Here is a 23,210-nt window from a genome sequence, read left to right as displayed (position 1 = left end):
ATCATGCCGTCAATTCTTGTACCGCTGCATCGATGGCATTGATGCTTTCAAACACGCTGCGTTTGAGCATGCGGTCGGGGAATTCCAGATCAAAAGCATCTTCCAGTGCCAGCATGACATTCACGCTGGCATGTGAAGTCATACCCGCTTCATACAGGTCAGCATCATCTGCCAGGCTATCGATATCGGCGGAAAATTTGCCATGCTCTTTTAATACCTGACGTATCTGTTCTTTGCTCATGGTGACCTTTCTTGTCTTTTCTGGAAAGCGTATCCTTTTCAGGATCAAACTGTACAAAGTAAAAGGCAAGCGGCAGTCACTGGAAAATGCGGCTTGAGCAAGTTCAGTGGCAGGGCCTTGTAGTGCGTACAGCAAGCATGCCTTAAAGTTAACAGCATAGCTGAATGACCATGTAACCGTAGTTAAATTTGGTTACGTTTTAATTTCCCAAAGGCAATTAAATTACAAAGAAATTTTCCATGAACAGCGACAGCCCCGCTAGCAGTGCAAGAGGGGTGCGGTAAATCAAGTTGATACATTTTAAGGAAGGGCGCTGGCCTATTTGGTGCGCAAGATCAGGCTGTTATTGGCGTCTTCCTTATACGCATAAGTCACCTTGCCACGCCGGATTTCTCCTATGAAAAGCATGTTACGGGCAACTGCTTCATGATCATTTTTCGAGAACGGTTTTTTATAACGTGAGATGACGGTAGAAGTAGTGTCGTACTTCATGTCTTCGAGCGCCAATTTGATCTTGTCACCATCAGTAGAATTCGCCTGCATCAGTGCCAGGGTCAGCATTCTCAGTGCATCATAAGTCTGCGCGGCAGACACGGCAGACGGGATGGATTTAACATTATTTATGCGGAGGTAGTTGAGCACGAATTCATTACTGCGGCTGCTTGCATCATTTTCTATGAAGGTAACCGGCATGCGTGCGCCTTCGGCATTGTTCGCAGCAAGCTCCACAAAGCTGCGCTGCGACAGGGTCCAGGAGCCTGTCAGTGGCACATTGAGTTTGACCTTGCCCATGCCATTGGCGACCATGGCGGCTTCAGAACTCAGGCAATACAGGATCACGACTTGCGCACCGGCCTGCTTGGCCTTGCTCAACTGAGTCGTCATATCCTGGTCACCAACCTTGAAGCTCTCGACCGCGACAGGCGTGATTTTACGGTTCTGCAATTCAGCCAGCAGGTTTTCCTTGCCATAGCTACCGTATGGGCTGTCGTCATGCAGGATGGCAATTTGCGTCATCTTGCGCTTGTCGATGACATCTGCCAGTATCACTGATGGCTGCAGATTGTCGCTACCAGCGAGGCGAAATACATAACTGTCAGGGATCGCAGGTGGCATGAATTGCTTGGTCACTGCGGCACCGGTGGCGGCACTGATGATGAGCGGTTTTTTACTTTCCTGGAAAACCCTGGCGGCTTGCAAGACCACGCCGGTATTGGCATAACCGACAACAGCGACGACCTTTTCCTTGTCTATCAGTTCTTTTGCCATGGCAGCACCAATGTCAGGCTTGGCCTGGTCATCACGCTCGACCAGTTCTATACGCCGCCCCATGACGCCACCTATCTGATTGATGTCTTGCAGAAATACCCTGGCACCGCCGCGTATGCTTTCGCCCATATCGGTAGAAGACTTGCCGGTAAACGGACCTATGATGCCTATGCGTATCGGCGCCTCCTCGGCATGTGAAGTCACAGGCAGGGCCAGTGTGAGAAAAAGTCCGGCTATGAGTGCAGAAGTAATTCGCATACCTGAGTCTCCAAAATAATTGTCTGTTTGCAACAGTTTGCATCAACTTGGCCTGTTAAGTATCAGATTTTCATGCTTGCTTACAATTTTCAGACAGACTTGCCTGAAATTAAGAGAAATGGCACATTACGCAGGCAGGCCAGGTTTATTTATCCTTTTAAGACCTATCGAAAACTCACTTAAGCGCTTCATCATGCATCCAGCTCATCTGATACACCAGGCAGCAGAGCTCATCACCCAGGCAGACAGCCTGGTGATTGCGGCAGGTGCAGGCATGGGTGTCGATTCTGGCCTGCCCGATTTTCGTGGCAGCGAAGGCTTCTGGAAAGCCTATCCGGCGCTGGGCCAGCAAGCCATCCCCTTTTATGAAATCGCCAACCCGGCAGCTTTTCGCCGCCGCCCCCGACAAGCCTGGGGATTTTATGGACACAGGCTGTCACTCTACCGCCAGATCCGTCCTCATATGGGCTTTGACCTACTCAAGCAATGGGGCAGCAGCAAAACCCATGGACTGAGTGTGTATACCAGCAATGTAGATGGGCATTTCCAGCAAGCGGGCCTGGATACGGCGCTGATCCATGAATGCCATGGTTCCATCCACTACCTGCAATGTCTGTTACCTTGCCGTGACAGCATCTGGCAAGCAGATCAGTTTATGCCAGAAGTCGATGAAGTCAATTGCCAGCTGATGAATACTGCACCGGTCTGTCCGCATTGTGGCGGCATGGCCAGGCCGAATATCCTGATGTTTGACGATGCCGACTGGAATGCACAAAGACAGCAGCAACAGGCTGAGCGGCAATCAAACTGGCTGAGCAAGGTCAAACGGCCTCTGATCATAGAAATCGGGGCAGGCACGGCCGTACCCAGCGTACGTAATTTCAGCCAGCGCATGCAAGCCCATTTTGGCTGCCGCCTGCTGCGCATCAACCTGCGCGAGCCGCAAGTGCAGTATGCCCAGGATGTAGGTCTGGCCATGGGTGCGCTGGAAGCACTCAGTGCAATACAGGCAGTGCTGCAGCAATAACTCAGGCTATTTGCCTGCCGTCACGCCATGCTGCGATGACGACGGGCAAGTTATCCAGCATGCGCACACGGATAAAGTCTGCCTTCAGCCCCGCTGCAATTTCACCCCTGTCATGCAGACCCAATGCCCGGGCAGGTGTCTTGCTGACGGTGGCGATTGCCTTGGGCAGGTCATAACCATCTTCCTGCAGCATGAAGGCGGCCTGCAACAGGCTGGCGGGCACATAGTCGGAAGACAAAATATCCAGCAAATCATGCCTGGCCAATTCACCAGCCGATACATTGCCTGAATGCGAGCCGCCACGCACACGGTTGGGTGCGCCCATGACAATAGCCAAACCTTGCTGCCGCGCCATCTGCGCCGCCAGCAGGCTGGTCGGAAATTCTGAAATACTGACGCCGTCAGCCACGCCTTCATGTACATGCTCTGCTGTCGTATCATCATGCGAAGCCAGCGGGATGGGATGTGCATGTTGCTGGCATAGTTGTATGACGAGCTGGCGGTTTTCGGCCACATGGCGTTGCTGGCGTTCCAGCAAGATGCCCAGCATCTTGTCGACCTTTTGCTCGCTCCAGCCACGCTTGCCTGTGACATAGACGCGGTAATGCGCCAAGTCTGTCCACTGCCGCTGGCCGGGGGTATGGTCCATCAGCGAGACGAGCTTGAGTCTTTCGTCCTTCAGAAAGGGAGAGAAAAGGTGTAGCAAATCCGGCTCTGCCAGTTCCAGTCGCATATGCAGGAAATGTTCGGCACGCAATAAACCCGCCTGCTTGGCAGTACGCAGGCCATCTGCACAAGGCTTCAAGGTTTGCATGCGCACACTGTCGGGGTCGATATCACCGACTGCTATTGCATCGAGCACGGTAGTAATGCCAGCTGCAGCGATTTGCGCGTCGTGCGCAAGTATCGCTGGCATGACGGGCCAGTGCACCTTGGGACGTGGCATGAGGTGTTTTTCCATGTTGTCGGTATGCACTTCCACCAGGCCAGGTAATAAATAATCCCCTTGCCAGTCTTCACCTGCCAAACCAACATCACCACCAGCCAGTTCGTTGATCTTGCCCTGGCTGACGACCATGGAACCAGTAAACACACTGTCGGCACTGACGATGCGGGCGTTGCGTATTGTTAACAACGTTTGAAGATTTGAGCTGGAGTCAGATGGAAAATTCATGGTGATGAAAAACTGTATGGATATCGCTACCTTAGCATGATTTTGCCAATGAGCCAGCAAGGCAAAACACACAAGCAAGCTTGTCAGTAACGCATATCAGGAAAACATCTTGTTAGCTTAAACATCACGATCACGCAATATAATTTTACCTTTTTTACTAAATCTTGTTTAGCTGATGCGCTTCAATTTCATACATTGTCTTGTACCATGGCTGGTAGAGTCGACTAGCAAAAGGCCTGATCTCACGATGTTAATCACAAAATCACGGGTGGAAAATATGATGCGAAAAGCAATTGGTGGCATGACTGCCATGATGTGCCTGACCCTGCCCCTGCTGGCACAAGCAGGCGATACGATAGGCAAAATACGCAAAACCCAGACCCTGGTGATAGGTATCCGTGAAACTGCACCATTTTCATATACGGATGAAAACAAGCAGCCTCTCGGTTATTCGGTAGATCTGTGCCTGAAGGTGGCAGATGCCATCAAAAAAGAGCTCAAAATGCCAGCCATGAAGATACAGTTTTACTCTGTCGATTCCACCACCCGCTTCACCGCCCTGCTGGAAGACAAGATAGACCTGGAATGCGGCAGCACCACCAATAATGCAGAGCGACGCAAGAAAGTGGCATTCACCATTCCACATTTCTTTTCCAGCGTACGCGCACTGGTGAAAGCCGATAGCGGCATCAAGAACTGGCCGCAATTACGCAACCGTACCGTTGTCACCACCAAGAGCACCACCACCGTCAAATTGCTGAATGACAGGAATGACACCAGCTCACTGAACATCAAACTGGTGGAAGGCAATAGCGACCAGGATTCTTTCAAGATGGTTGAAGAAGGCAAGGCTGACGCCTTCCCTATGGATGATGTATTGCTCTACAGCCTGCGCGCAGAATCCAAGGCGCCAGCATCCTTCGCCATCGTTGGCGACCCTTTGTCGATAGAACCCTACTCCATCATGATGCGCAAGGATGATCCCGGCTTCAAGAAGATCGTCGATAGCGAAATGCTGAGACTCATCCATGAGAATGAAATCTACCGCATCTATGAAAAATGGTTTACCAAACCGATACCACCGAAAAATATAAACATGAATATGTCCATGGGCTTCCTGCTCAGGGATTCTCTACGCTTCCCTACCGATCAGGTTGCTGACTGACCCAGGGCAAGAAAATGGCATGACACGCTACGCCCTGTATTTTGCACCCGAAGGTATCTGGTGGCAGCAAGGGAGTAACTGGCTGGGGCGCGATGCAGCCAGCGGCCAGTTGCTGCCACAGCCCGCCATCGCCGGTCTGGATGCTGGCTTGCAGCAACAGCTCACCCGCGATGCGCGTCGCTATGGTTTTCATGCCACGCTGAAAGCACCTTTCCGGCTTGCGGATGGCCTGACCGAGACTGACTTGCGTCAGGCCTTGCAAGAATTTTGCGCACACCGAAACAATATCCAGATACATGCACCGCAGGTGCAATGGATGGGCAAATTCCTGGCCTTGCTCCCAAGCGCTGTCCAGGCTGTGCTGAACGAATTTGCCTTTAACTGCGTCAGGCAGTTCGATCATTTCCGTGCAGCCATGAGCGAAGCTGAACTGATGCGCCGCCAGAAAGTACCCTTAAGTCTCCGTCAAAACGAATTGCTGCTGGAATGGGGCTATCCATACACAGCAGAAGAATTCCGTTTCCATATGACGCTGACTGACAGGCTGGATGCGGGGGCAGTTGCAGACAGTCTGCATGATGCCGCAGTCCGGCATTTCAATTTATCAGAACCTCTGATCATTGATGGTATTACCCTCTTCATGGAAGCTGAGCCAGGGGCAGATTTTGAATTGCTGGCCCGCTATCCATTTGGCTGAAGCACGCACGCCTGTTTCCTCACATTGCGTATCTGGCGACGTGCTCTGCCAACAAGGACAAGGCATGGCGTACTTTGGCTGGCTGTTCATCACGGCGTGGCGTAATCGCATGCAAGATCAGGTCAGGCAATTTCCAGTCTGGCAAAACTGGTACCAGGCTGCCATTCGCCAGAGCCTGGTGGTCATCTTCACTGACCGCAATGCTGATCCCCCAGCCTGCCACGCATAGCGCATGCAAGGCCGTGACTTGAGTCGCCCTGATCCTGACTGGCAGCTTCATTTCGATTTTGGCTTTGTCTGGGCCTGACAACTGCAAATGACGGGTAACCGCGCCACCGAGCCAGACATGTTGCTCCAGGTCCTCAGGATGCTGCGGCCAGCCATGCTCATTCAGATAGGCAGGCGCTGCGCATAACTGGGCAGACATGCTGCCCAGCTTGCGTGCCACCAGACTGGAATCAGGCAAATTACCTACCCGCAGCGCGATATCTATACGTTCATCAATGAGATCAACCACGGCATCATCCACCAGCAGGCACAAACTCAGCTTTGGATATTTTTGCAGTGGTGCCAGCGCTTGCGCCAGCATGCCGCCAAAGCCTATCGGTGCGGCGACGCGCAATTCACCCTGCGGCTCATCCCTGTGGCGGGCCAGCGCCTGCTCGGCAGAACGGGCAGCGGCCACCATGGCAGCACAACCCTCAAAGTAACGCGCCCCTGCCTCTGTCAGCGTCAGCTTGCGAGTCGAGCGATGTAGTAGCGATAAGCCCAGGTCGGATTCCAATGCCCGCAAATGCTGGCTGACAGCAGAAGGCGTCATGCCCAGCTTGCGGGCGGCACTGGTCAGCGAGCCTGCGGTAACCACTTCGGCAAACAGGGCCATGCGTTTGTACTGTTCCATCTCCCCTCCTGATAAACCATCAATTTGTTAGCACAGCTTCACAGTATTAGTGATTTTTGTTATCTATTCAAGAAATCATTAAGCATTCAAACTATGCATCACAAACTAAGCATACACACAAAGGAGTTTCAAATGAAAATCGCATTAATTGGCGGCACCGGTTTTGTTGGCACACCCGTTTTGGCAGAATTGCTGCGCCGCGGACATAAAGTCACCCTGTTGGCACGCACCCCATCCAAAGTGGCCGCGCAAGCCGGTCTTACCGTGGTAACGGCAGATGTACTCGATGCGGCGCAGGTCGCACAGGCGGTAACGGGGCAAGATGCCGTGGTCAGCGCCTACAACCCAGGCTGGGGCGAAGCGCAAATCCATGACCTGTTCTTGCAGGGCACGCAAGCCATCTTTACCGGCATCAAACAGGCAGGTGTCAAACGCCTGCTGGTGGTGGGTGGCGCAGGCAGCCTGTTCGTGGCACCTGGCGTGCAACTGGTTGATACACCAGGATTCCCTGCTCAATACAAACAAGGCGCACTGGCAGCCAGGGAAGCCCTGGATCTCATCAAGAAAGAAGACTTGCTGGAATGGAGCTTCCTGTCACCGCCTATCGGTCTGGCACCCGGCGAACGCAGTGGCAAATACCGCGTAGGTGCCGACAATCTGCTACCCGGCATTGCCGATGCACCGGCAGGCATTTCTGTACAGGATCTGGCGGTCGCCATCGTGGATGAACTGGAAACACCGAAGCATATACAAAAACGCTTCACCGTCGCCAATTAATCTTCCCCTGATTGTCCATCATGCCCAATACCATATCGACGACACCAGCATCAGTGAATGCCCGTGCAACTGAAAATACGCAACGCAGATTTTTATATGCCGTCACTGCATTGGGTCTGGGTGCATTTGCCATAGGTACCGGCGAATTTGCCATGATGGGCTTACTGCCGGAAGTGGCTAAAGACCTGGCAGTCTCCATACCAGAGACTGGCCATGTCGTCAGTGCCTATGCCTTTGGTGTGGTCATCGGCGCGCCCATGTTTGCCGTGCTGACAGCAAGTTGGCCGCGCAGAACTTTGCTGATCGCGCTCATCTTGCTGTTCGCAGCCGGTAATTTTGCCGGAACACTGACAACAGATTTCCTGTCACTGAATATTGTGCGCTTTATCGCTGGCCTGCCACACGGTGCTTACTTTGGTGTTGCCACACTGGTCGCAGCCAATATGGTGGCACCACAAAAGCGTGCCACGGCAGTAGGGCTGGTCATTTTGGGCCTGACCAGTTCTACCCTGCTTGGCGTACCTGTCGCAACGTGGCTGGGGCAGGCATGGGGCTGGCGTGCTGCCTATATTTTTGTCGCCGCCCTGGCTGTACTCAGCAGTGTGGCTGTGTATTTCGCCGTACTAGGTGTGGCCGCAACAAAAAACGCAAATCCAAGGAATGAGCTGGGTGCGCTGGCCAACAAACAGGTCTGGCTCACACTGGGCGTAGGTGCGGTGGGATTTGGTGGCATGTTTGCCGTATTCAGTTATATCAAACCAATACTTACTGAAGTCACGAAACTGTCTCCTGGCATCATCCCTTTGACCCTGTCACTGTTTGGCATTGGCATGGTGGTTGGCAGCATACTGGGCGCGCGGCTGGCCGACAAAAATCTGCTACGCTCTATCGCTGGCCTGCTGCTGTGGAATGCGCTTGTGCTGGGTGGCGTTTCTTTCGCGATGACCTACACAATATCAGCAATCATCTGGGTATTTTTGCTCGGTACCCTGGTCGCTGTCGGCCCAGCCTTGCAGATACGCTTGATGGATGTGGCAGGTGAAGCGCAGACCCTGGCTGCAGCTTTGAATCACTCTTCATTCAACGTCGCAAACGCACTCGGCGCATGGCTGGGTGGCATGGTCATCACGATGGGATATGGCTGGACCTCAACCGGCTGGCTCGGTGCATTGCTGGCACTGGGTGGGCTGGCAGTCTTTGGACTATCGATCAAAAAATAAAATCAGAAAATAAGGCCAGTATTCAGCGCCCCCAAAAGCAAGCTAGAATGAGGATAGAGAAATGGCATAAAGTCCGGCTCGCTATTTTTGGAGAGAGTGCGCATGTCCATCACACCAGAGCAATTACAGGATTTAATGAGGGAAGTGGAAAAGGAAGACCCGATAGATTTTGCGGACCTGCCCTTTGAAGAAGATGAGCTGCGCGCCATCACTGCGCAGCATCTGTGCGACATGGCCGATGCCATGGAAAACTTCAGTAATGAAGACAGGCAAGTCACTTTGCTGGCAGTCGCGGCAAAGCTGGTGCTGGAAAACCTGGTCTTGCATGTACAGTTACTGCGCCAGCACGACATACCGGTGAGCCAACAAGTGAGTAATCTTTTGCAAAACATCAAAAAGAAATAGTAGCTACATGTCAGAATCCACGCTACCTGATATAAGACCAGCACGGCAGTTCCTGCTCATCCCCGGCTTCATGTGCGATGCCAGTTTATGGAAATTCATGTTGCCCCGGCTGGAGCAATTGGGACAAGTGCGTTTCGCTGATCTGAATGAGGGAAACAGCATAGAGGATATGGCTGCACGCCTGCTTCCGGTGTTGCCGGACAATGGCATCATTGTCGGTTTTTCTCTGGGTGGCTACGTGGCACGCCATATGGCATGGCTGGCGCATCAGCAAAACAAAGTCTTACATGGTCTTGTCTTGCTGAACACTTCAGCACGCGTCAGCACAGCAGATGAAGACAACAAAAACCGTCAGCAAATCAAACTACTGGAACACTATCCGTACAAGGGCCAGACCATGACTGCCCTGCGCCGCGCCCTGCATCCGCAACGCCAGGATGATGCTGTCATACTGGCACATTTGCAGGCAATGTCACTGACGCTTGGCAAGCAGGTCTTTTTGCAGCAACTGTCCATAGCTCGTGCAGATGGTCATCATGAATTGCCTGAGATTACTTGCCCTGCCCTGGTCGTCGCCAGCAGAAACGACCAGATGCGCAGCCTTGCAGAATCAGAGAAACTGGCGCACGGATTGCCAAACGCCATACTGCATATCATCGAAGATTGCGGCCATATGTCGCCACTGGAAAAAGCACCAGAACTCATCGCCACATTGCATGACTGGCTGCAGCAGAATGGGGTTTAAACCTAGCCTCTTGGCAACCATATTGGCGCATGCTGACCAAGTATTGGTGCAGGCAAATCCAGGCGAGCCGGCGTAAGACTCATTTTTTCTACCGGCGCAATCGCCTGCATCTCGCCAAAACCTGAGCTTGACCTTTGCAAAAAACTGGCAATTTCATCGGGCCGCAATTCTGCAGCATCTTCATGCAAACCACGTCTGGACATGGCTTGCAGCCAGCGGCCAGTTTGCGCCAGCGATACCCTGACCTGCCAGCTACCACCCTCTATTGAACGTTTTTGCAGGGCCAGCATGGTCGCATACGCCAACAGATAACCTGTTGCATGATCCAGTGCCTGGAAAGGCAACTTGCCTGGCGCAGCATTGCCTGCCGCTCTGCCCTCTGTATCCGCAATGCCACTGGCAGATTGTACCAGGCTGTCAAAGCCACGGCGGTATGCCCAAGGGCCGACATGTCCATAAGCGGACAGGCTGACGTGTATCAGGCCGGGATTCAATGCACACAGTTCTTCTACCGAAAATCCAAGCTCAGCGATAGCGCCGGGGCGGTATGCTTGCATGAAGACATCAGCACCACATATCAGTTCATGCAATTGCTTCCTTCCCTCAGCATCACGTAAATCCAGTTGTGTTGAACGTTTGCCGCGGCCAGTGTCGACCACCAGCGGCATGATATTGGGCAGGTGCGCGGCACCGACAGCCAACACATCGGCACCATGCTGTGCCAAGGTACGTGCACCTACGGGTGCCGCAATCACTCTGGATAAGTCCAGCACACGCACGCCACTTAATGGACGCAAGGGGCGCTGTCTATCATTCCGGCTCAATGGAATGACAGGGCCGTCAGCGATCTTCCTGATTTCAAGCAGGGGCAATTCAGCAATCGCCTGTGCCTGCCGATGCGCATGCCATTCCTGCTCTGTGCGTATCATGGCGGCACACATGTCTGCATCGGCGAGTACCTGCTCCAGCTCTGCCGCCTGCCATCCAGCGATGGCTTTGGCGACTGCAGTGCGCTCTTCTGCACATTGCAAGATCGCCAACACGCCATCACGGTGATGCGGGAAGTTGGTATGCAATTGTATCCAGCGACCATCACCCGCCTGGTAATAACCAGCTATCTTGCTCCAGGGGTCATCGGCAGGTTTGCCATTGATACTGAGATAGCGGTCACTCTTGAACATGGCCAGGGCATGACGCCTGTCCACCGTGATCTTTTGTTCAGCCCCACCACGATCCTGCCATAACTGCGCAGCCATCAGGGCTTGCACTGCAATGCTGGCAGAGGCCGCATCACCCACCGGGAAAGTAGATGGCAGTTGTGCGCTGTCGCTACTGAATGTCAGTTGCTGCAAAGCCTCAGGCTGGCCACCTCCCATTTGCCATAAAGACGCCAATAAAGTTTCAGCCGACATCATGCTCTCCCAAAAAAATGCAAACTAGCGCACAATGCGCTCATCTGATCTTGTATGTTTGCAGTCTAGAATCTGCATCACCCTGTGGTCAATCTTGATTCTGACTATCAATATAAATTAATCATGGATAACACCCTCGCTGCCAGACAAGCTGCCGAACTGCTCGGCATCAGCCTGCCTACCTTGTATTCCTACGTCAGCCGTGGCTTGCTGCAATCTCACCATTTCGAAGGGCAGAGAGCCAAACGGTATGTGAAGGAAGAAGTATTACGCCTGCTGGCACGCACCAGCGATAGTAAGCGCGCAGGCGGGGCAGCGGAATCAGCAATAGACTGGGGCGTGCCTGTCCTTGAATCCAGGATCACGCAGGTGGCGAATGGCAAACTGTATTACCGTGGTCACGCGGTAGCTGAACTCGCAGCTACACATACACTGGAACAGATTGCATCGATTTTATGGAATAGCGAGATCAGCCCCGCTCTCCCCGCAACTTGTCTGACTGCTTTGATTACGCTATGGCCAAAAATGTTGGACTTGACGGCGCATCTTCCACCTTACGAAAGGGCGATCAGCATATTACCCATACTGGCTACAACCGTTGAGGAAATGCAAGACATCCATATTCACCAAAAAGCCATGCTATGGATGCACCTGACGGCAGCGGCACTATTGGGTATAGCACCTGACTACCAGCCTTTTCACCAAAAACTTGCGGTAGCATGGCAATTAAATGCAAAGCAGGTAGCGCTTATACGCGCGGCGCTGGTCGTCAGTGCAGATCATGAATTGAATGTATCAACTTTTACCGTACGCTGCGTCGCGTCTGCGGGTGCGAACATGGGTATGGCATTAGTGGCAGGGCTGGCGGCACTCTCCGGCCCCAAACACGGCGGTGAGAGCCTGCGCGTCAGCCGCATGTTGCGTGCTGCAATGGTCACACCACCAAGTGACATCTCGAGCTTTTTGACAAAACGCCTGCGCAGCCATGATGCCAGCCACCATTTTTCACAAAGACTGCCAGGCTTTGGTCATCCACTCTACCCTGATGGCGACCCGCGTAGTGCACTCCTGATGAACATGCTGGACAGGAATAAGCACGCAGGCTTGTTTGCCGTGGCCGACATGGCAAAAGAACTGACAGGACAAAAGCTGAACATAGACTATGGTCTGGTCGCCGTGGAAATTGCCTGCCAATTGCCATTGGGGGCAGCGCAAATCCTGTTTGCACTGGGCCGCACGGCAGGCTGGATAGCCCATGCCATGGAACAGGTAGAAACCGGCCAGCTCATCCGGCCGCGTGCCAGGTATGTGGGCAAATTCCCTGACACTGTGTCAGATTGAATCAGGTTTGTGTACCAGGCGAATCTGGTCGAACTTCCTGTTTAAGCCAAAATTAATTTAACGATCTTAAGCAAACTGGCAAATAAAAAGAGCTGCATAAAAAAGGGCTGCATAAAGCAGCCCTTAACAAAAAGCAAGGTCAAATCACATCATTACCAGGCGTAAGCAGCCTTCGCATAGTAGTAACGGCCATTGAAACCATAAGGTGAAAACGTGCTGTAAGGCAGAGTTCCGCCAGAATTCAAGTTGCCTGCCGATGTCACCAGATCAGGATATTTGTCTGTCAGGTTATCGACACCGGCGCTGATAGTCCATTTACCCAGTTTGACGCTGGCCGCCAGGTCAAGTACGACGTTGGCGCTATAAGTCTGATCCAGAGTGACGTTATTTTGTGGCGAGACAAAACTACCGTAGCGGGTTGCCAGGCCGTGGATATTCCAGTTAGCAAAGGCATAGTCAGCAGCGATGCTGAATTTGTCTTTTGGTGTTGCCTCTGTCGCGCGGTTAATGGTTTGCCTGTCTATCAGCAAGAGATTGTTTTGCGTCAGAATCGCTGGATTGGCGGCGACATTTTTAACTGTCGTGTCGTTGTGATTGTAAGCCAAGGTAAAGCCCAGCTTGTCTGTGCCAGACAACGGGATCTGGTAAGAGCCGACAACATCAACACCACGGGTTTTGGTATCCAGCGCATTGGTGAAATAACGCGCTGCACCCACCAGTACACCCTGCTGCGCCAGTACACTTTGCAAAGCCGCAGGCAAGACCAGATTGCCAGAATACAGAATACGGTTATCAATATCGATCTGATAAGCATCAATACTCAGGGTGGCATTCTTGCTTGGCTGCACGACTGCACCCAAGCTATAGTTACGTGATTTTTCTGCTTGCAGCGGTACAGCGCCCAAGGCTTTGGCAGCAGCCGTGGCGACACCAAAAGTGCCAGTATCCACCAGCTGCGATGTACCGTTTATGGTGATCAGGTTAGTTGTGGAAATGGTGTAATTCTGCTGCGCCAGTGAAGGAGCACGGAAGCCATTCGATGCCGCAGCACGCAAGGCAAATTCTTTGGTGAATTCAAAACGGCTCGACAATTTACCGGAAGTGACACTGCCAAAATCGCTGTAGTTCTCATGTCTTAAGGCCAGCGAAGCACTCAGTTGTTTGCTCAATTCAGCTTCGATACTCGCATAAATAGATGCGCTGTGACGGCTGAAACTGCCTGCATTCGAAGGCTGGAAACCAGAGAAACCCTGTGCACCACTGCCAAAATAAGAATTCGCTTCACCCGCCCCGATTTCATATTGATCGCGACGGTATTCTGCACCAACAGCCAACGTCAGCGGGTTTGCCAGTCCGGCAAATTCAAATTCCTTGGCTGCATCAAAGTTTGCCAGGGTCTGGGTATTTTTCAGCTTGCCAGCATAAAACTTCGTCGGGCTGGTGGCACCCAGACTCAGGTTGACAGTGTTGTTGACATCAAGGCTGAATTCACTGGAACCATAATTGACACTGGCATCCCAACGCCAGCCGTCGGTACGGCCTTTGATGCCGCCGACGACGGACACATCCGTATTTGTCCCCGCTTCATTCGGCAGGAAGCCATTTGGGTACAGAGATGTACGCAAAGTCGTGCCTGTGGTGTAGGCAGTGCGCCAGGTCGCAGCAGCATCGGTACTGCGGCGGCTGTAATTGGTAAAGCCATACAATTCCAAGTCTGTCGCAAGTGCCAGCGAGGCATTGGCACCCAGATTGGTCTGTTGCAGCTTAGGGTCACCCTGTACCTGGTTGACCCTGCCATACAAGGGTTCTAGCGGATTACGTAAATCAGCACCGGCGCGGTTGGTTTCATTCTGATTGCGCTGTTCTGCGGTAAAACGTGCCCAGCCCTTGTCGCCCAGTGCCGTACCAAAATTGGCCGTAACACTTCCCTGAGTACCATCACGCTTGCTGTATTGACCGCCACTTAGTTGCACTTCACCGCCATTTGCACCTTTTTTGAGGATGATGTTGATGACACCGGCAATCGCATCTGAACCATATTGCGCTGCTGCACCATCACGCAAGACTTCTATCTTTTCAATCGAACTGATAGGGATGGTATTCAAATCAGCCGGTGAAGAACCGCGCCCTGCTGTACCATTCACATTCACAACAGCCGAAGTATGCCAGCGCTTGCCATTCACCAGCACCAGGGTCTGGTCAGGCGACAGGCCGCGCAATTGTGCCGGGCGGCTGGCGGAAGTGCCATCTGCCACGGCAGGACGAGGGAAATTCAAGGAAGGCAACAAACGGCTTAATACCGTAGCGAGCTCACCAGAACCTGTGGACTGCAAATCTTTGGAAGTTAATATATCAACCGGCGCTTCAGAATCAGACACAGTACGTTTGATGCTGCGAGTACCAGTCACAATCACGGTGTCTGATTGTGGCGGGATAATTTCTTGTGCCTGTGCAGACATCGCAGATAAGGCAGACATCAATGCTGTAACCAGTAATGCATTACGCCTTTTTGGCAACAATGAAGATGGTGAGGAAAGTAATGTCGAATGCAATGTGGAATATGATGCGGTACTCATGCGCGGTCTCTTTCTATGCTAATGAACTTTGGTTGAACCGATATTACTTCCTTGTGCATAGACGACAAACGATTGTTTTCAGCTTAAAGCATGAAAAAAACATATAAGGAAAAAACGTTTATCTCATCGCCGTTTATCAGGCAAAACGCACGGGTATCCTTTCCAGCAAGCCGCTGCCGTACACTTCTTGCGATTGCATGGCATCCAGATGGATATAGCCTATGTGGCAGTGGCAAGTCGCTTTGCTACAGGTTTCTTTCTTGAGCATGCTGGCCAGCGGGTCTGTAAAGATATTGCCTTTACGGGTCTTGATGAAGTGACAGCGGAACAGGTCACCATTACCTTCGATAGACACCACCTCACTGCCCGCCTTGCAATCTTTACCCATGCTTTCATACCATGGCAGGTTCAACCTGAAGAGGTAATCGATATCTTCCAGGAAAGCGATTTCTTCTTCCGAGTAATAATCAACTTCACGCTTGTAGGCATTGATCCACATATACACATGCTGTGGCAGGCGCTGACGCAGAGAAGTAATTTGCGGGAAATGTTGCTTTAACCCCACTACACCTACGCTATGGCGTATTTGTAATGCGGCTAGTTCATTGCATTTACTGAGGAATTTTTCCTCCGTCACAAAGTCAGGATGATAGGTAGTCCACAAAGCTGTCGTCTGGGTATGGCAACGCGACAGCCATTGTGTATTCCAGGCCAGATTGGTTTGCGCCGCGACCTTGCTCACATGCGGCAGATGCGACAAACGTATCACTGCCTCCTGATACCATTTGCGCACCAGGGCTTCACCATAGGGTGTAATAAACACTTCCATGGGCTGGTCTGCGCTGCTGTTTTGTTCTACCCAGGCGACGAATCTGTCCAGGTCTTTTTTATCCAGCGCCTGCAGTTCGCGGCTGTTTTTTTCTTTGGCAAACGGGCAGTATTCGCAACTGTAATTGCAATCTGTCAGATGGCCACGGTATATGACTTTCAGGCTCATTTGGTGACATACTCCTGCATCTTTTGTTTGACTGCTGGCGAAATAAACCAGTGACCAATAAGATCAGAATAAGCCATACCCTCACCCTGCAACTGCAAGCGTCCGGCGTTCTCTTGCGCCAGATTCATTTCCAGCAGGGTTTGCAATTCAGGAAAATCTGCATAGACATCTTTCCCGTAAATGCTTTGGTAATGCGCACCATCCATCCCTTGCGCCTTCAACAAAGACTTGATCAGATAACGCCGTTTCCTATCATCTTCTGACAGACGTATCCCATAATTCGCCACCATGAAGTCAGCACGTTCTTTGGCTACATAGTTGTCGATGATCGCTGCCACATTCGGTTTGGAGACCGCATATTCCGTCGAGTAATGCACATCTGTCGTGTAAGACCTTGCATTGGTCCCCAAGCCTATCATGCCATCTTCCTGACATGAATATTCTGAACTCTCACGCAAACCAGCTACCGGCTTGCGGAACAGGCGCATGGAGTCTTGCATATAGCCGTTTGCCTGCAAGAAGTCTCGACCGATACGGTAAAGCATGCTGCGTATGTCCCCGCTCTGCGCAATTTGTATGCTGCCATGTTTCTTGAATAGCGAAGTCAGCGGGCGCACATACAAGGGATACAGGAAAATTTCAGTTGGCTGACACTGCACCGCTTTTTGCAGCGATGCCAGCCAAGTTTCCGGCGTTTGCCCAGGAATGCCATAAATCAAATCCAGATTAAAAATCGGGAATTGATAGCTGCTTATTTTTTCGAGCAGTGGCTCCATCATGGTCTCTGGCTGTACCCGCCCTACCGAACGTGCCTCGGATTCGATAAAGCTTTGTATGCCTATGCTGAGACGCTGTACGCCATGTTGCGACAGAAAAGTCAGCTTTTCATCATTGATGGTGTCAGGTGAAATCTCGAAAGAACCTGGCGTGCTTTTCAGATCCACACCAAGCGTATTGGTGTACACCGAGAATAATTGTTCCAGTTGCTTGACATCCAGATGACTGGGCGTACCACCGCCAATGGCATAACCGGCAAAATTGAAATCACCCAGGCTACCCCTTACTACTTCAGCCTCCAACTGGATTTTTTTCAGATACAGACTGACCAGGTCTTCCTTGGGATGCGACACGGTAAACAAATTACAGAACGAACATTTCATGCGGCAAAAAGGAATATGCGTGTAAAGGTACAGCGCATGCTTTTTCTCGGTTGCCCATAACTGTTTTAAATCCATCTTTTCTTCAAAAGTCCTGTACGCTGTTTTATGCGGGTATGAATACAGATAACTTTGAAAACGATTGGTCTCTTCCAGGTAACGGCGAAATGCAAGAGCTATCTCTGTCATGCCAGACTCCCTTTGCGCATATGAAAATTAGCATAAGGGATAGTCCAGACCTTTTCATGTCCCAGTCTATGTCCTGTATAACCATCTTCACCATAGGTAGTGCCGTGGTCAGAACTGATAATCACGAAGGTATCGCGCATTTGATTAAGCGCCTGAAACAAGGGTGGCAACTGACTGTCGATATAACGCAATGCCGCAGCATGACTGGCTACACTGTCACCAACTGCATCAGGCAGGTAATGACAATTGGGTTGATGTAGTGCAGATAAATTCATAAATAAAAAAACTTTTTGATCAAGTTTTTGTTGCAACAACTCTATGGCAAATTCAACTTGATGTCTGGTTGAGTCAGGATCGGTCACGCCAAATTCTTGTTGCCAGTAACTTTCCTGGAACAGATCGGGCAAAACACAAGACAGTGGATTTTGCTTCTTGAAAAACCCCACTCCACCTATGCAGATAGTGCGGTAGCCAATCTCAGAAAAGCCGCTGACGATGTCTGGCGTATCAAAACTGTAGCTGTTCGTACCCGTAGTTTCACTGCCTGCGAACTTCAATGAGAACAGGCGTTCATACACGCCGGGTTTGGCTGGCGTAGGAAGAAAACCAGCAAAGAAAGCACAATGCGATGCATAGGTAAAAGAACCGGGAGCATGGCGTTCTTCCCAGCCTGATGGCAATATACTGGCAAGAAAAGGCGTGCGCCCCGCAGCAAACTCTTGCTCAGCAATGTCATGGCGCAGGGTATCGAGAGTAATGAAGAGGACATTGCTCTTACCAACGATCTGGTTCATGTCATGCATGCCAAAACCTCCTCGAGATCATGGATACCCGATAACTCATGGTCTGGCTTGATAGCGACCGCTTCATTGCCAGGATTGATGAAAACTGTACTTAGCTGCAAGGACATGGCTGGCTGCATATCATTGATGTAGTCATCGCCTATCATGACTACACCGCTATGTCGACAGTGACTTAAGGCATGAAAAAACAAGCGATGATCAGGCTTGGCAAAACCGACTTCAGCAGAAATAAAGACATGTTCAAAATAATCCTCAAGACCTGCCCGATGCAGTTTGCGACGCTGCATGCTTGCAGAACCGTTGGAAATAATGATGAGCTGGTCATCAACAGATAAGCGTTCCAGCATCGCATTAAGCAAGCTATCTGGCTTCACGAAATCTGGCAGTGACATGTGATCTTCCCAAAAGCTTTCTGCGGTATAAGAAAGTTTTGGGAAACGCAATAATAATTCATGACAAAAGAGCTTGCGGTCTTTTCTGCCATGGCAGTCAAGCTCTGCAATTTTTGCATGTACCTGTGACATGTCTTCTTCGGCAAATGCTGCCTGATTCCTGCTGATGAAATCCAGCATGTAAGCATGAAAGGCTGCATCCCTGTCTATCAGGGTATTATCGATATCAAAAACCAGGCTGGATTTCTTTTTGCTAGTCATGGAGCAGCCTCTGTCTTTCCAGGACTGCATTGATTTCTGCCAGATAGGTATTCTCACCATTGTGCAGCAAGTTAGGCAGCAAATCGCCAAAGGCATTGGCTTCCAGCAGCACAGGTGATTTAGCATTTCTGGGTAACAAAATATCCAGCCCGGCGTATAGTGAACGCGGGAAAGCCTGCATGGTTTTTTCTACCAGGGTATCAATCTCTAGCCAGGTCGATGAGGGCAATTCCAGTTCATCCACTGCACAGCGCTGGTTACCCAGATGCAGATTCGTCATGGGCCCACGACTAAGTCTGGCAATTACATGTCTCCGTTGGCCAGCAATACCCATTACCCGCAGATCATAAGAGCTGTCTTCATGCCTGGCCTTGGGTATCCAGTTTTCCACCATAGCACCTTGCGTAAATAAAAAATTCAACATATTTCTTATTTCTTCTCGCGCGGTATATTTTTTTATTTTCAGTGAATTGTAATAACGTTCACCATCTAGACCATGCACGATTTCGACAGTAGAGTAAGCCTGTTCTTTGCCATTTCTTTTATTATGTTCATAGGCAACGATGCCTGATGCAGATGAACTGGAATTCAGCTTGATGAAGAAGCGGCTGTAGGCCTGCTTTTCTGCGTAAGCAAAAAATTCGTCATAACTGGAAAAGACAGGCAAGCTGGGCAGCGTAAGCGCTGGCAATAGTTGCTTGCACAAGGGTTTGTTAAACATGCTGACAATATCATCAGGGTGATTGAACCAGCTCACATTTCCGGCTTGCTGCGCTATGGATTCCATCAATGTGGAAAAACCCTGGAACCATAGTCGAGGGTGATATATCCTGCCGCGTTCATCTTCCAGTGCGCTGGCATTTTCCAAACCACCAAGGGTGAGTATTTTCTTTTCTACGGCAAAGTTTTCACCGGGGGACTCAACCCTGACAGTGTCGCCATCCCTGAATATGTCAGCAAGTTGGCAGCCACCATTCAAGATACTCAGATAAGGGATGACCAGGGCAGCATCCTGCCCTGCTTGCTGCAATGCTTCCTGAAAAAAAAGCACACGCCTGTTTTCAGGGTTGCCTACCAGTACAAAACGGAATTTCTGTTGCATCTGTCTTATTCAGTGACCGCGGGATAACGCCATTCTTCTTCTGTATCTTGCTGGTCAGTGACATCAACCAGGATAGGCATTTTTTTGAATTCTTTGATCATGTCGTTTGATAGATAGTGGTAATGCAAATCCAGTTTCTTAAGCCCTGCTATCTTGTCGCTGTCGAGTAAAGCACGCCCACCATCATCACTGAGTGTGCCCATGGACAAGTCCAAGGTTTCCAGCTGTTCCAGCACGGATGCCTGTGCTATTTCCGTTGCAATCTCATTGGCAATTTCACTATCTACCAAGCCCAGATGTGTCAGTTTTGGGAACAAATCCTTTTGCATGAAAGGGCGCAGATCATCAAGCTTGCCGTCAAAGCCATAATCTTCAACACCGATATAGAGTTGCAAGTATTCGAGATTAGGTAACTGTGCTGTAACTATCGTCTCAATGATTTTATTGGGTAAGCCACCACATTCTATAGTTAATGCTTTCAGGTGTTCATGCTTCAAAGGTAACGTCGACAAAGTCAGATCGGTAGATCCTTTAATATGCAAGCGTTCAAGTGCAGGAAAGGCAGTAAATAATTGGGTGTAGTCAGCCTGGATAATCCAGGATATCTCGCATTCTTCAGAGTCCATGTCACCGACAAACAATTCTTTTAGCTGCGGCAATTTGGCTGGATTTGCAATCAGCAGGTCCAGTGCTTCTTGCGGACTGGTTTCATGCGGTTCTTCCCAGGCGGCGATGACCAGAGACTCTACTTCCGTTGCCTGTGTCGTTTCGAGAAAAGCTGTCACTTTTTCCAGCAATGTCTTGCCTTCTTCTGCTTCGTCATAGCTCACTCCAATGCGGCGCGCTATTTTTTTTGCACTTGCATCGGTTTTTTCTACATAGCCTTTCTTGGTTTTTTCACTCATCAGCTTTTCCATTTCTTTTTGTGCTTTTTCTGGGGTATCAAAGCTGCTGATTTTTTCCTGGCCTGCGGTACCTATCTTGCCGTACTTCACATTCAAGGTATTCGCTTCTATTTCAACTTGCCAAAATTTGTAAGACTTGGAATCCTGATATTCAAAATAATGTTTCATTGCGTGGCACCTCTAAAATGTGCGGTTGGTCTCGCGAAAGAATGATCAACAAATCATTTTTCGTATTAGGAACTGCAAAAATATCTTGTCTTTCATGCTAGATAATCGGTTTCACTATGCACCTTGTCAAGCAAGAAAATCAATTGTTACATAGCACCGTTTTACTATTTATTTTCCTATGAAGAAGTATCAATTTCTCAGACACATTTGCCTGGAAATACTTTTTTCTTCTGACTGTTGCGGCAAAGTAATTAGATCCGCTGCTCTGTGCTTCTCATCGTCGTTCAACATATTTTTAATGAAAATTAGGTACTTTCAAAGTAAACGTGTATATTTCGTCCTGTACTTGCATCAAGTCCTTAATTTGTTGGTCCCAATTCCGCATAGCTTTATCTCTTTGGCTGTTCTGTCTTTTTTCCACTGGTTTTATCACTTGCTTACAAGTCCATTTTGGGCGATTTTGCCCATGGTTTTATCAAAAGGAAAAAAACATGAGTACTCAAACAGGTATAGTTAAATGGTTCAACGATGCTAAGGGCTTCGGCTTTATCGCTCCTGATGCAGGTGGTGCAGATTTGTTCGCCCACTTCCAGGACATACAGTCCAGCGGTTTCAAAAGCCTGAGCGAAAACCAGCGTGTGTCTTTCGAGCGCACAGCCGGTCCTAAAGGCGACAAAGCCAGCAACATCCAAGTTCTGTCCTAATATCAGACCAAGGTCTTTATTGACCTTGTTGGGCAAATCAAATTTGCCCGGTCGCGGCGCTTTTGACTAATTCAGTATTACCGGCCAGTGGCACCATGCAGATAGCATGGGTTGCTGGGGATTAGTCAACCGTATAGCGACACCCTTCATCTGTCAGTGTTTTCGTCTAGTACAAAATACTGATGCGCAGAATGATACTTACCGGCTCTTGGTACCACGCAGATAGCATGGATTGAGAGAAAATGGTATTGTCGTTAAAGGATGCATAGTGCATCCTGTGAACAAGACCGCAGAGTAAGCTCAGCCTACTCCAAAGCGCCTTCATTCTCACCGGCTGGATTTGCATGTATATGTGTATATATGCGAACCGGGAAATGGTGTAGTGAAGTGTTGAAGGATCTCATTCGTGGTACCTCCTGTCGTGGACCGAACTATAGCGGACCAGCAGGAACAGGCAAACACTCCCACATTGCACCGCGCAGATAGCACGGGTGATGCACCAAACAGTGGCACTATGCAGATAGCATAGGTGATTGTCAGTTTGCCGGAATGAATGGAATGCCCACCCCTGGTGGGCTTTTTGCGTTTACGGCTACAGGTTAATTACGAGGGTGGACTCCGGGTGCAACTCATCTATCCAGACAGTCAAGTTGTGCAAGGAGATGAGCTTTGGTCGATTGAGGGCAATAAAATTACCACTGAAACCCATCCCCATTCCAACCATTACGCTGCGCTACCTGCAAGCGGCCCAGAGATGTATGGCGCAAAGCATGCTTTGCAAATTTCCACAAATCTCCCTTTGAAGTGGAGGCGGCTTTACCTACAGAATCTGACGTCCGGCATTGAATATTAAAAGATTCTCAGCCCAGTTCTTTTGCCACCACAGCCACCGATCCCGCATCCGGCAGATGTGAGAGTTGTGCCAGCATGTGGTCTTTGATGGTTTCATTGATTTCATCAAAACGCGCTGGCGCCAGATTCAAAGCGGTGGCGATATCGCGTACGGCCTGGGTTTCAGCATCGCTGAATGTACCATCGGCAAAACCTGTCATGACGCTGAGTGCGACGACCATTTCGCGCTCCTGCTCGGTCACAAAGTCGCTTGCTGCCAGTGTGTAGGCGTCGGAAGCGGCTAGCAACTCATCAAAGGATGCATGGCTAGCCGTGCTGATGCTGCCGTCATAAAAACTCTTGATCAAGGCAACTTCCGCAGGGTGGATGCCGTCTGTTTTTGCTACCTGCAACATGATTTTGCTGGCGGCGGTGATGGCACTATCACTCAGGGATTGCGGTGCGAAAAATGGAAACATGGTTTTCTCCTGGA

General features: G+C 50.4%; 22 protein-coding genes. 9 read left to right on the top strand and 13 right to left on the bottom strand.

Translation table 11 applies throughout. The features are described from left to right. Position 1: 1 nt before the first annotated feature. Complete coding sequence (locus ACO0LG_RS14520; RefSeq protein ID WP_423027493.1) at positions 2–241, bottom strand: acyl carrier protein; 240 nt, start codon at positions 239–241, stop codon at positions 2–4. 318 nt (positions 242–559) lie between these two features. Then, positions 560–1,768: an ABC transporter substrate-binding protein gene (locus ACO0LG_RS14515; RefSeq protein ID WP_423027491.1), complete on the bottom strand. Its 1,209-nt coding sequence runs from the start codon at positions 1,766–1,768 to the stop codon at positions 560–562. A gap of 193 nt (positions 1,769–1,961) precedes the next feature. Here ACO0LG_RS14515 and ACO0LG_RS14510 point away from each other — a divergent pair, with 193 nt between their 5' ends. Beyond that, a complete protein-coding gene (locus tag ACO0LG_RS14510; RefSeq protein WP_423027489.1) occupies positions 1,962–2,795 on the top strand; it encodes an SIR2 family NAD-dependent protein deacylase in 834 nt (277 codons plus the stop codon). A gap of 1 nt (position 2,796) precedes the next feature. Here ACO0LG_RS14510 and ACO0LG_RS14505 read toward each other — a convergent pair whose 3' ends face one another. Continuing rightward, positions 2,797–3,969 (bottom strand): alpha-D-ribose 1-methylphosphonate 5-triphosphate diphosphatase, encoded by a 1,173-nt coding sequence (locus ACO0LG_RS14505; protein ID WP_423027487.1) that lies wholly within the window; start codon positions 3,967–3,969, stop codon positions 2,797–2,799. 280 nt (positions 3,970–4,249) lie between these two features. Here ACO0LG_RS14505 and ACO0LG_RS14500 point away from each other — a divergent pair, with 280 nt between their 5' ends. Further along, complete coding sequence (locus ACO0LG_RS14500; protein ID WP_423027485.1) at positions 4,250–5,134, top strand: amino acid ABC transporter substrate-binding protein; 885 nt, start codon at positions 4,250–4,252, stop codon at positions 5,132–5,134. Between the two features lie 19 nt (positions 5,135–5,153). Continuing rightward, positions 5,154–5,831, top strand: coding sequence for a DUF1045 domain-containing protein (locus ACO0LG_RS14495; RefSeq protein WP_423027483.1), 678 nt, complete (start codon positions 5,154–5,156; stop codon positions 5,829–5,831). Positions 5,832–5,850: 19 nt separating this feature from the next. Here the strand turns inward: ACO0LG_RS14495 and ACO0LG_RS14490 are convergent, their stop codons facing one another. Next, on the bottom strand, positions 5,851–6,732 hold the full coding sequence (locus ACO0LG_RS14490) for a LysR family transcriptional regulator (protein ID WP_423027481.1): 882 nt from the start codon (positions 6,730–6,732) through the stop codon (positions 5,851–5,853). A 132-nt stretch (positions 6,733–6,864) separates the two neighbouring features. Between ACO0LG_RS14490 and ACO0LG_RS14485 the strand changes: the two genes are divergently transcribed. From ACO0LG_RS14485 to ACO0LG_RS14470, 4 genes are all read left to right on the top strand, one after another. Beyond that, a complete protein-coding gene (locus tag ACO0LG_RS14485; RefSeq protein WP_423027479.1) occupies positions 6,865–7,509 on the top strand; it encodes an NAD(P)-dependent oxidoreductase in 645 nt (214 codons plus the stop codon). A 20-nt stretch (positions 7,510–7,529) separates the two neighbouring features. Then, positions 7,530–8,729 (top strand): MFS transporter, encoded by a 1,200-nt coding sequence (locus ACO0LG_RS14480; protein ID WP_423027477.1) that lies wholly within the window; start codon positions 7,530–7,532, stop codon positions 8,727–8,729. A 102-nt stretch (positions 8,730–8,831) separates the two neighbouring features. Beyond that, a complete protein-coding gene (locus ACO0LG_RS14475) occupies positions 8,832–9,134 on the top strand; it encodes a hypothetical protein (protein WP_423027475.1) in 303 nt (100 codons plus the stop codon). Between the two features lie 7 nt (positions 9,135–9,141). Continuing rightward, complete coding sequence (locus tag ACO0LG_RS14470; protein ID WP_423027473.1) at positions 9,142–9,879, top strand: alpha/beta fold hydrolase; 738 nt, start codon at positions 9,142–9,144, stop codon at positions 9,877–9,879. Positions 9,880–9,881: 2 nt separating this feature from the next. Here the strand turns inward: ACO0LG_RS14470 and ACO0LG_RS14465 are convergent, their stop codons facing one another. Further along, positions 9,882–11,291, bottom strand: coding sequence for a CoA transferase (locus ACO0LG_RS14465; protein ID WP_423027471.1), 1,410 nt, complete (start codon positions 11,289–11,291; stop codon positions 9,882–9,884). 123 nt (positions 11,292–11,414) lie between these two features. Between ACO0LG_RS14465 and ACO0LG_RS14460 the strand changes: the two genes are divergently transcribed. After that, positions 11,415–12,632 (top strand): citrate synthase family protein, encoded by a 1,218-nt coding sequence (locus tag ACO0LG_RS14460; RefSeq protein WP_423027469.1) that lies wholly within the window; start codon positions 11,415–11,417, stop codon positions 12,630–12,632. A 152-nt stretch (positions 12,633–12,784) separates the two neighbouring features. Here ACO0LG_RS14460 and ACO0LG_RS14455 read toward each other — a convergent pair whose 3' ends face one another. The 7 genes from ACO0LG_RS14455 to ACO0LG_RS14425 all read right to left on the bottom strand — a co-directional run bounded on the left by ACO0LG_RS14455 (position 12,785) and on the right by ACO0LG_RS14425 (position 21,182). Continuing rightward, complete coding sequence (locus ACO0LG_RS14455) at positions 12,785–15,109, bottom strand: TonB-dependent receptor plug domain-containing protein (RefSeq protein WP_423027467.1); 2,325 nt, start codon at positions 15,107–15,109, stop codon at positions 12,785–12,787. 235 nt (positions 15,110–15,344) lie between these two features. After that, positions 15,345–16,205 (bottom strand): STM4011 family radical SAM protein, encoded by an 861-nt coding sequence (locus tag ACO0LG_RS14450; RefSeq protein ID WP_423027465.1) that lies wholly within the window; start codon positions 16,203–16,205, stop codon positions 15,345–15,347. Beyond that, positions 16,202–17,551 carry an STM4012 family radical SAM protein gene (locus ACO0LG_RS14445; protein WP_423027463.1) on the bottom strand — a complete coding sequence of 450 codons (1,350 nt, stop codon included), beginning with the start codon at positions 17,549–17,551 and terminating at the stop codon, positions 16,202–16,204. The genes ACO0LG_RS14450 and ACO0LG_RS14445 overlap by 4 nt, the downstream gene beginning before the upstream one ends. After that, positions 17,548–18,354 (bottom strand): STM4013/SEN3800 family hydrolase, encoded by an 807-nt coding sequence (locus ACO0LG_RS14440; RefSeq protein WP_423027461.1) that lies wholly within the window; start codon positions 18,352–18,354, stop codon positions 17,548–17,550. The genes ACO0LG_RS14445 and ACO0LG_RS14440 overlap by 4 nt, the downstream gene beginning before the upstream one ends. Next, positions 18,342–19,007 (bottom strand): HAD family hydrolase, encoded by a 666-nt coding sequence (locus ACO0LG_RS14435; RefSeq protein WP_423027459.1) that lies wholly within the window; start codon positions 19,005–19,007, stop codon positions 18,342–18,344. Before ACO0LG_RS14435 ends, ACO0LG_RS14440 begins: the two co-directional genes overlap by 13 nt. Next, positions 19,000–20,109, bottom strand: a complete 1,110-nt coding sequence (locus ACO0LG_RS14430; protein WP_423027457.1) for an STM4014 family protein — start codon at positions 20,107–20,109, stop codon at positions 19,000–19,002. Before ACO0LG_RS14430 ends, ACO0LG_RS14435 begins: the two co-directional genes overlap by 8 nt. Positions 20,110–20,114: 5 nt before the next feature. Then, positions 20,115–21,182, bottom strand: a complete 1,068-nt coding sequence (locus ACO0LG_RS14425; protein WP_423027455.1) for an STM4015 family protein — start codon at positions 21,180–21,182, stop codon at positions 20,115–20,117. Between the two features lie 491 nt (positions 21,183–21,673). Here ACO0LG_RS14425 and ACO0LG_RS14420 point away from each other — a divergent pair, with 491 nt between their 5' ends. Further along, positions 21,674–21,886 carry a cold-shock protein gene (locus tag ACO0LG_RS14420; RefSeq protein WP_162043691.1) on the top strand — a complete coding sequence of 71 codons (213 nt, stop codon included), beginning with the start codon at positions 21,674–21,676 and terminating at the stop codon, positions 21,884–21,886. 860 nt (positions 21,887–22,746) lie between these two features. Here the strand turns inward: ACO0LG_RS14420 and ACO0LG_RS14415 are convergent. Further along, positions 22,747–23,196 (bottom strand): TerB family tellurite resistance protein, encoded by a 450-nt coding sequence (locus tag ACO0LG_RS14415; RefSeq protein ID WP_423027453.1) that lies wholly within the window; start codon positions 23,194–23,196, stop codon positions 22,747–22,749. Positions 23,197–23,210: the final 14 nt, after the last annotated feature.

This window comes from Undibacterium sp. Ji42W (assembly GCF_049340405.1).
Classification (GTDB): Bacteria; Pseudomonadota; Gammaproteobacteria; order Burkholderiales; family Burkholderiaceae_D; genus Undibacterium.
This window is presented reverse-complemented; position numbering and strand designations above follow the sequence as displayed.

What these genes read in the sequence shown, in the direction of transcription:
- ACO0LG_RS14470 (WP_423027473.1), top strand. Translation starts at nt 9,142, where the DNA reads ATGTCAGAATCCACGCTACCTGATATAAGACCAGCACGGCAGTTCCTG.
- ACO0LG_RS14520 (WP_423027493.1), bottom strand. Translation starts at nt 241, where the DNA reads ATGAGCAAAGAACAGATACGTCAGGTATTAAAAGAGCATGGCAAATTT.
- ACO0LG_RS14475 (WP_423027475.1), top strand. Translation starts at nt 8,832, where the DNA reads ATGTCCATCACACCAGAGCAATTACAGGATTTAATGAGGGAAGTGGAA.
- ACO0LG_RS14465 (WP_423027471.1), bottom strand. Translation starts at nt 11,291, where the DNA reads ATGTCGGCTGAAACTTTATTGGCGTCTTTATGGCAAATGGGAGGTGGC.
- ACO0LG_RS14500 (WP_423027485.1), top strand. Translation starts at nt 4,250, where the DNA reads ATGCGAAAAGCAATTGGTGGCATGACTGCCATGATGTGCCTGACCCTG.
- ACO0LG_RS14460 (WP_423027469.1), top strand. Translation starts at nt 11,415, where the DNA reads ATGGATAACACCCTCGCTGCCAGACAAGCTGCCGAACTGCTCGGCATC.
- ACO0LG_RS14490 (WP_423027481.1), bottom strand. Translation starts at nt 6,732, where the DNA reads ATGGAACAGTACAAACGCATGGCCCTGTTTGCCGAAGTGGTTACCGCA.
- ACO0LG_RS14515 (WP_423027491.1), bottom strand. Translation starts at nt 1,768, where the DNA reads ATGCGAATTACTTCTGCACTCATAGCCGGACTTTTTCTCACACTGGCC.
- ACO0LG_RS14430 (WP_423027457.1), bottom strand. Translation starts at nt 20,109, where the DNA reads ATGCAACAGAAATTCCGTTTTGTACTGGTAGGCAACCCTGAAAACAGG.
- ACO0LG_RS14420 (WP_162043691.1), top strand. Translation starts at nt 21,674, where the DNA reads ATGAGTACTCAAACAGGTATAGTTAAATGGTTCAACGATGCTAAGGGC.
- ACO0LG_RS14435 (WP_423027459.1), bottom strand. Translation starts at nt 19,007, where the DNA reads ATGACTAGCAAAAAGAAATCCAGCCTGGTTTTTGATATCGATAATACC.
- ACO0LG_RS14485 (WP_423027479.1), top strand. Translation starts at nt 6,865, where the DNA reads ATGAAAATCGCATTAATTGGCGGCACCGGTTTTGTTGGCACACCCGTT.
- ACO0LG_RS14445 (WP_423027463.1), bottom strand. Translation starts at nt 17,551, where the DNA reads ATGACAGAGATAGCTCTTGCATTTCGCCGTTACCTGGAAGAGACCAAT.
- ACO0LG_RS14440 (WP_423027461.1), bottom strand. Translation starts at nt 18,354, where the DNA reads ATGCATGACATGAACCAGATCGTTGGTAAGAGCAATGTCCTCTTCATT.
- ACO0LG_RS14505 (WP_423027487.1), bottom strand. Translation starts at nt 3,969, where the DNA reads ATGAATTTTCCATCTGACTCCAGCTCAAATCTTCAAACGTTGTTAACA.
- ACO0LG_RS14450 (WP_423027465.1), bottom strand. Translation starts at nt 16,205, where the DNA reads ATGAGCCTGAAAGTCATATACCGTGGCCATCTGACAGATTGCAATTAC.
- ACO0LG_RS14510 (WP_423027489.1), top strand. Translation starts at nt 1,962, where the DNA reads ATGCATCCAGCTCATCTGATACACCAGGCAGCAGAGCTCATCACCCAG.
- ACO0LG_RS14415 (WP_423027453.1), bottom strand. Translation starts at nt 23,196, where the DNA reads ATGTTTCCATTTTTCGCACCGCAATCCCTGAGTGATAGTGCCATCACC.
- ACO0LG_RS14455 (WP_423027467.1), bottom strand. Translation starts at nt 15,109, where the DNA reads ATGTCTGCCTTATCTGCGATGTCTGCACAGGCACAAGAAATTATCCCG.
- ACO0LG_RS14480 (WP_423027477.1), top strand. Translation starts at nt 7,530, where the DNA reads ATGCCCAATACCATATCGACGACACCAGCATCAGTGAATGCCCGTGCA.
- ACO0LG_RS14495 (WP_423027483.1), top strand. Translation starts at nt 5,154, where the DNA reads ATGACACGCTACGCCCTGTATTTTGCACCCGAAGGTATCTGGTGGCAG.
- ACO0LG_RS14425 (WP_423027455.1), bottom strand. Translation starts at nt 21,182, where the DNA reads ATGAAACATTATTTTGAATATCAGGATTCCAAGTCTTACAAATTTTGG.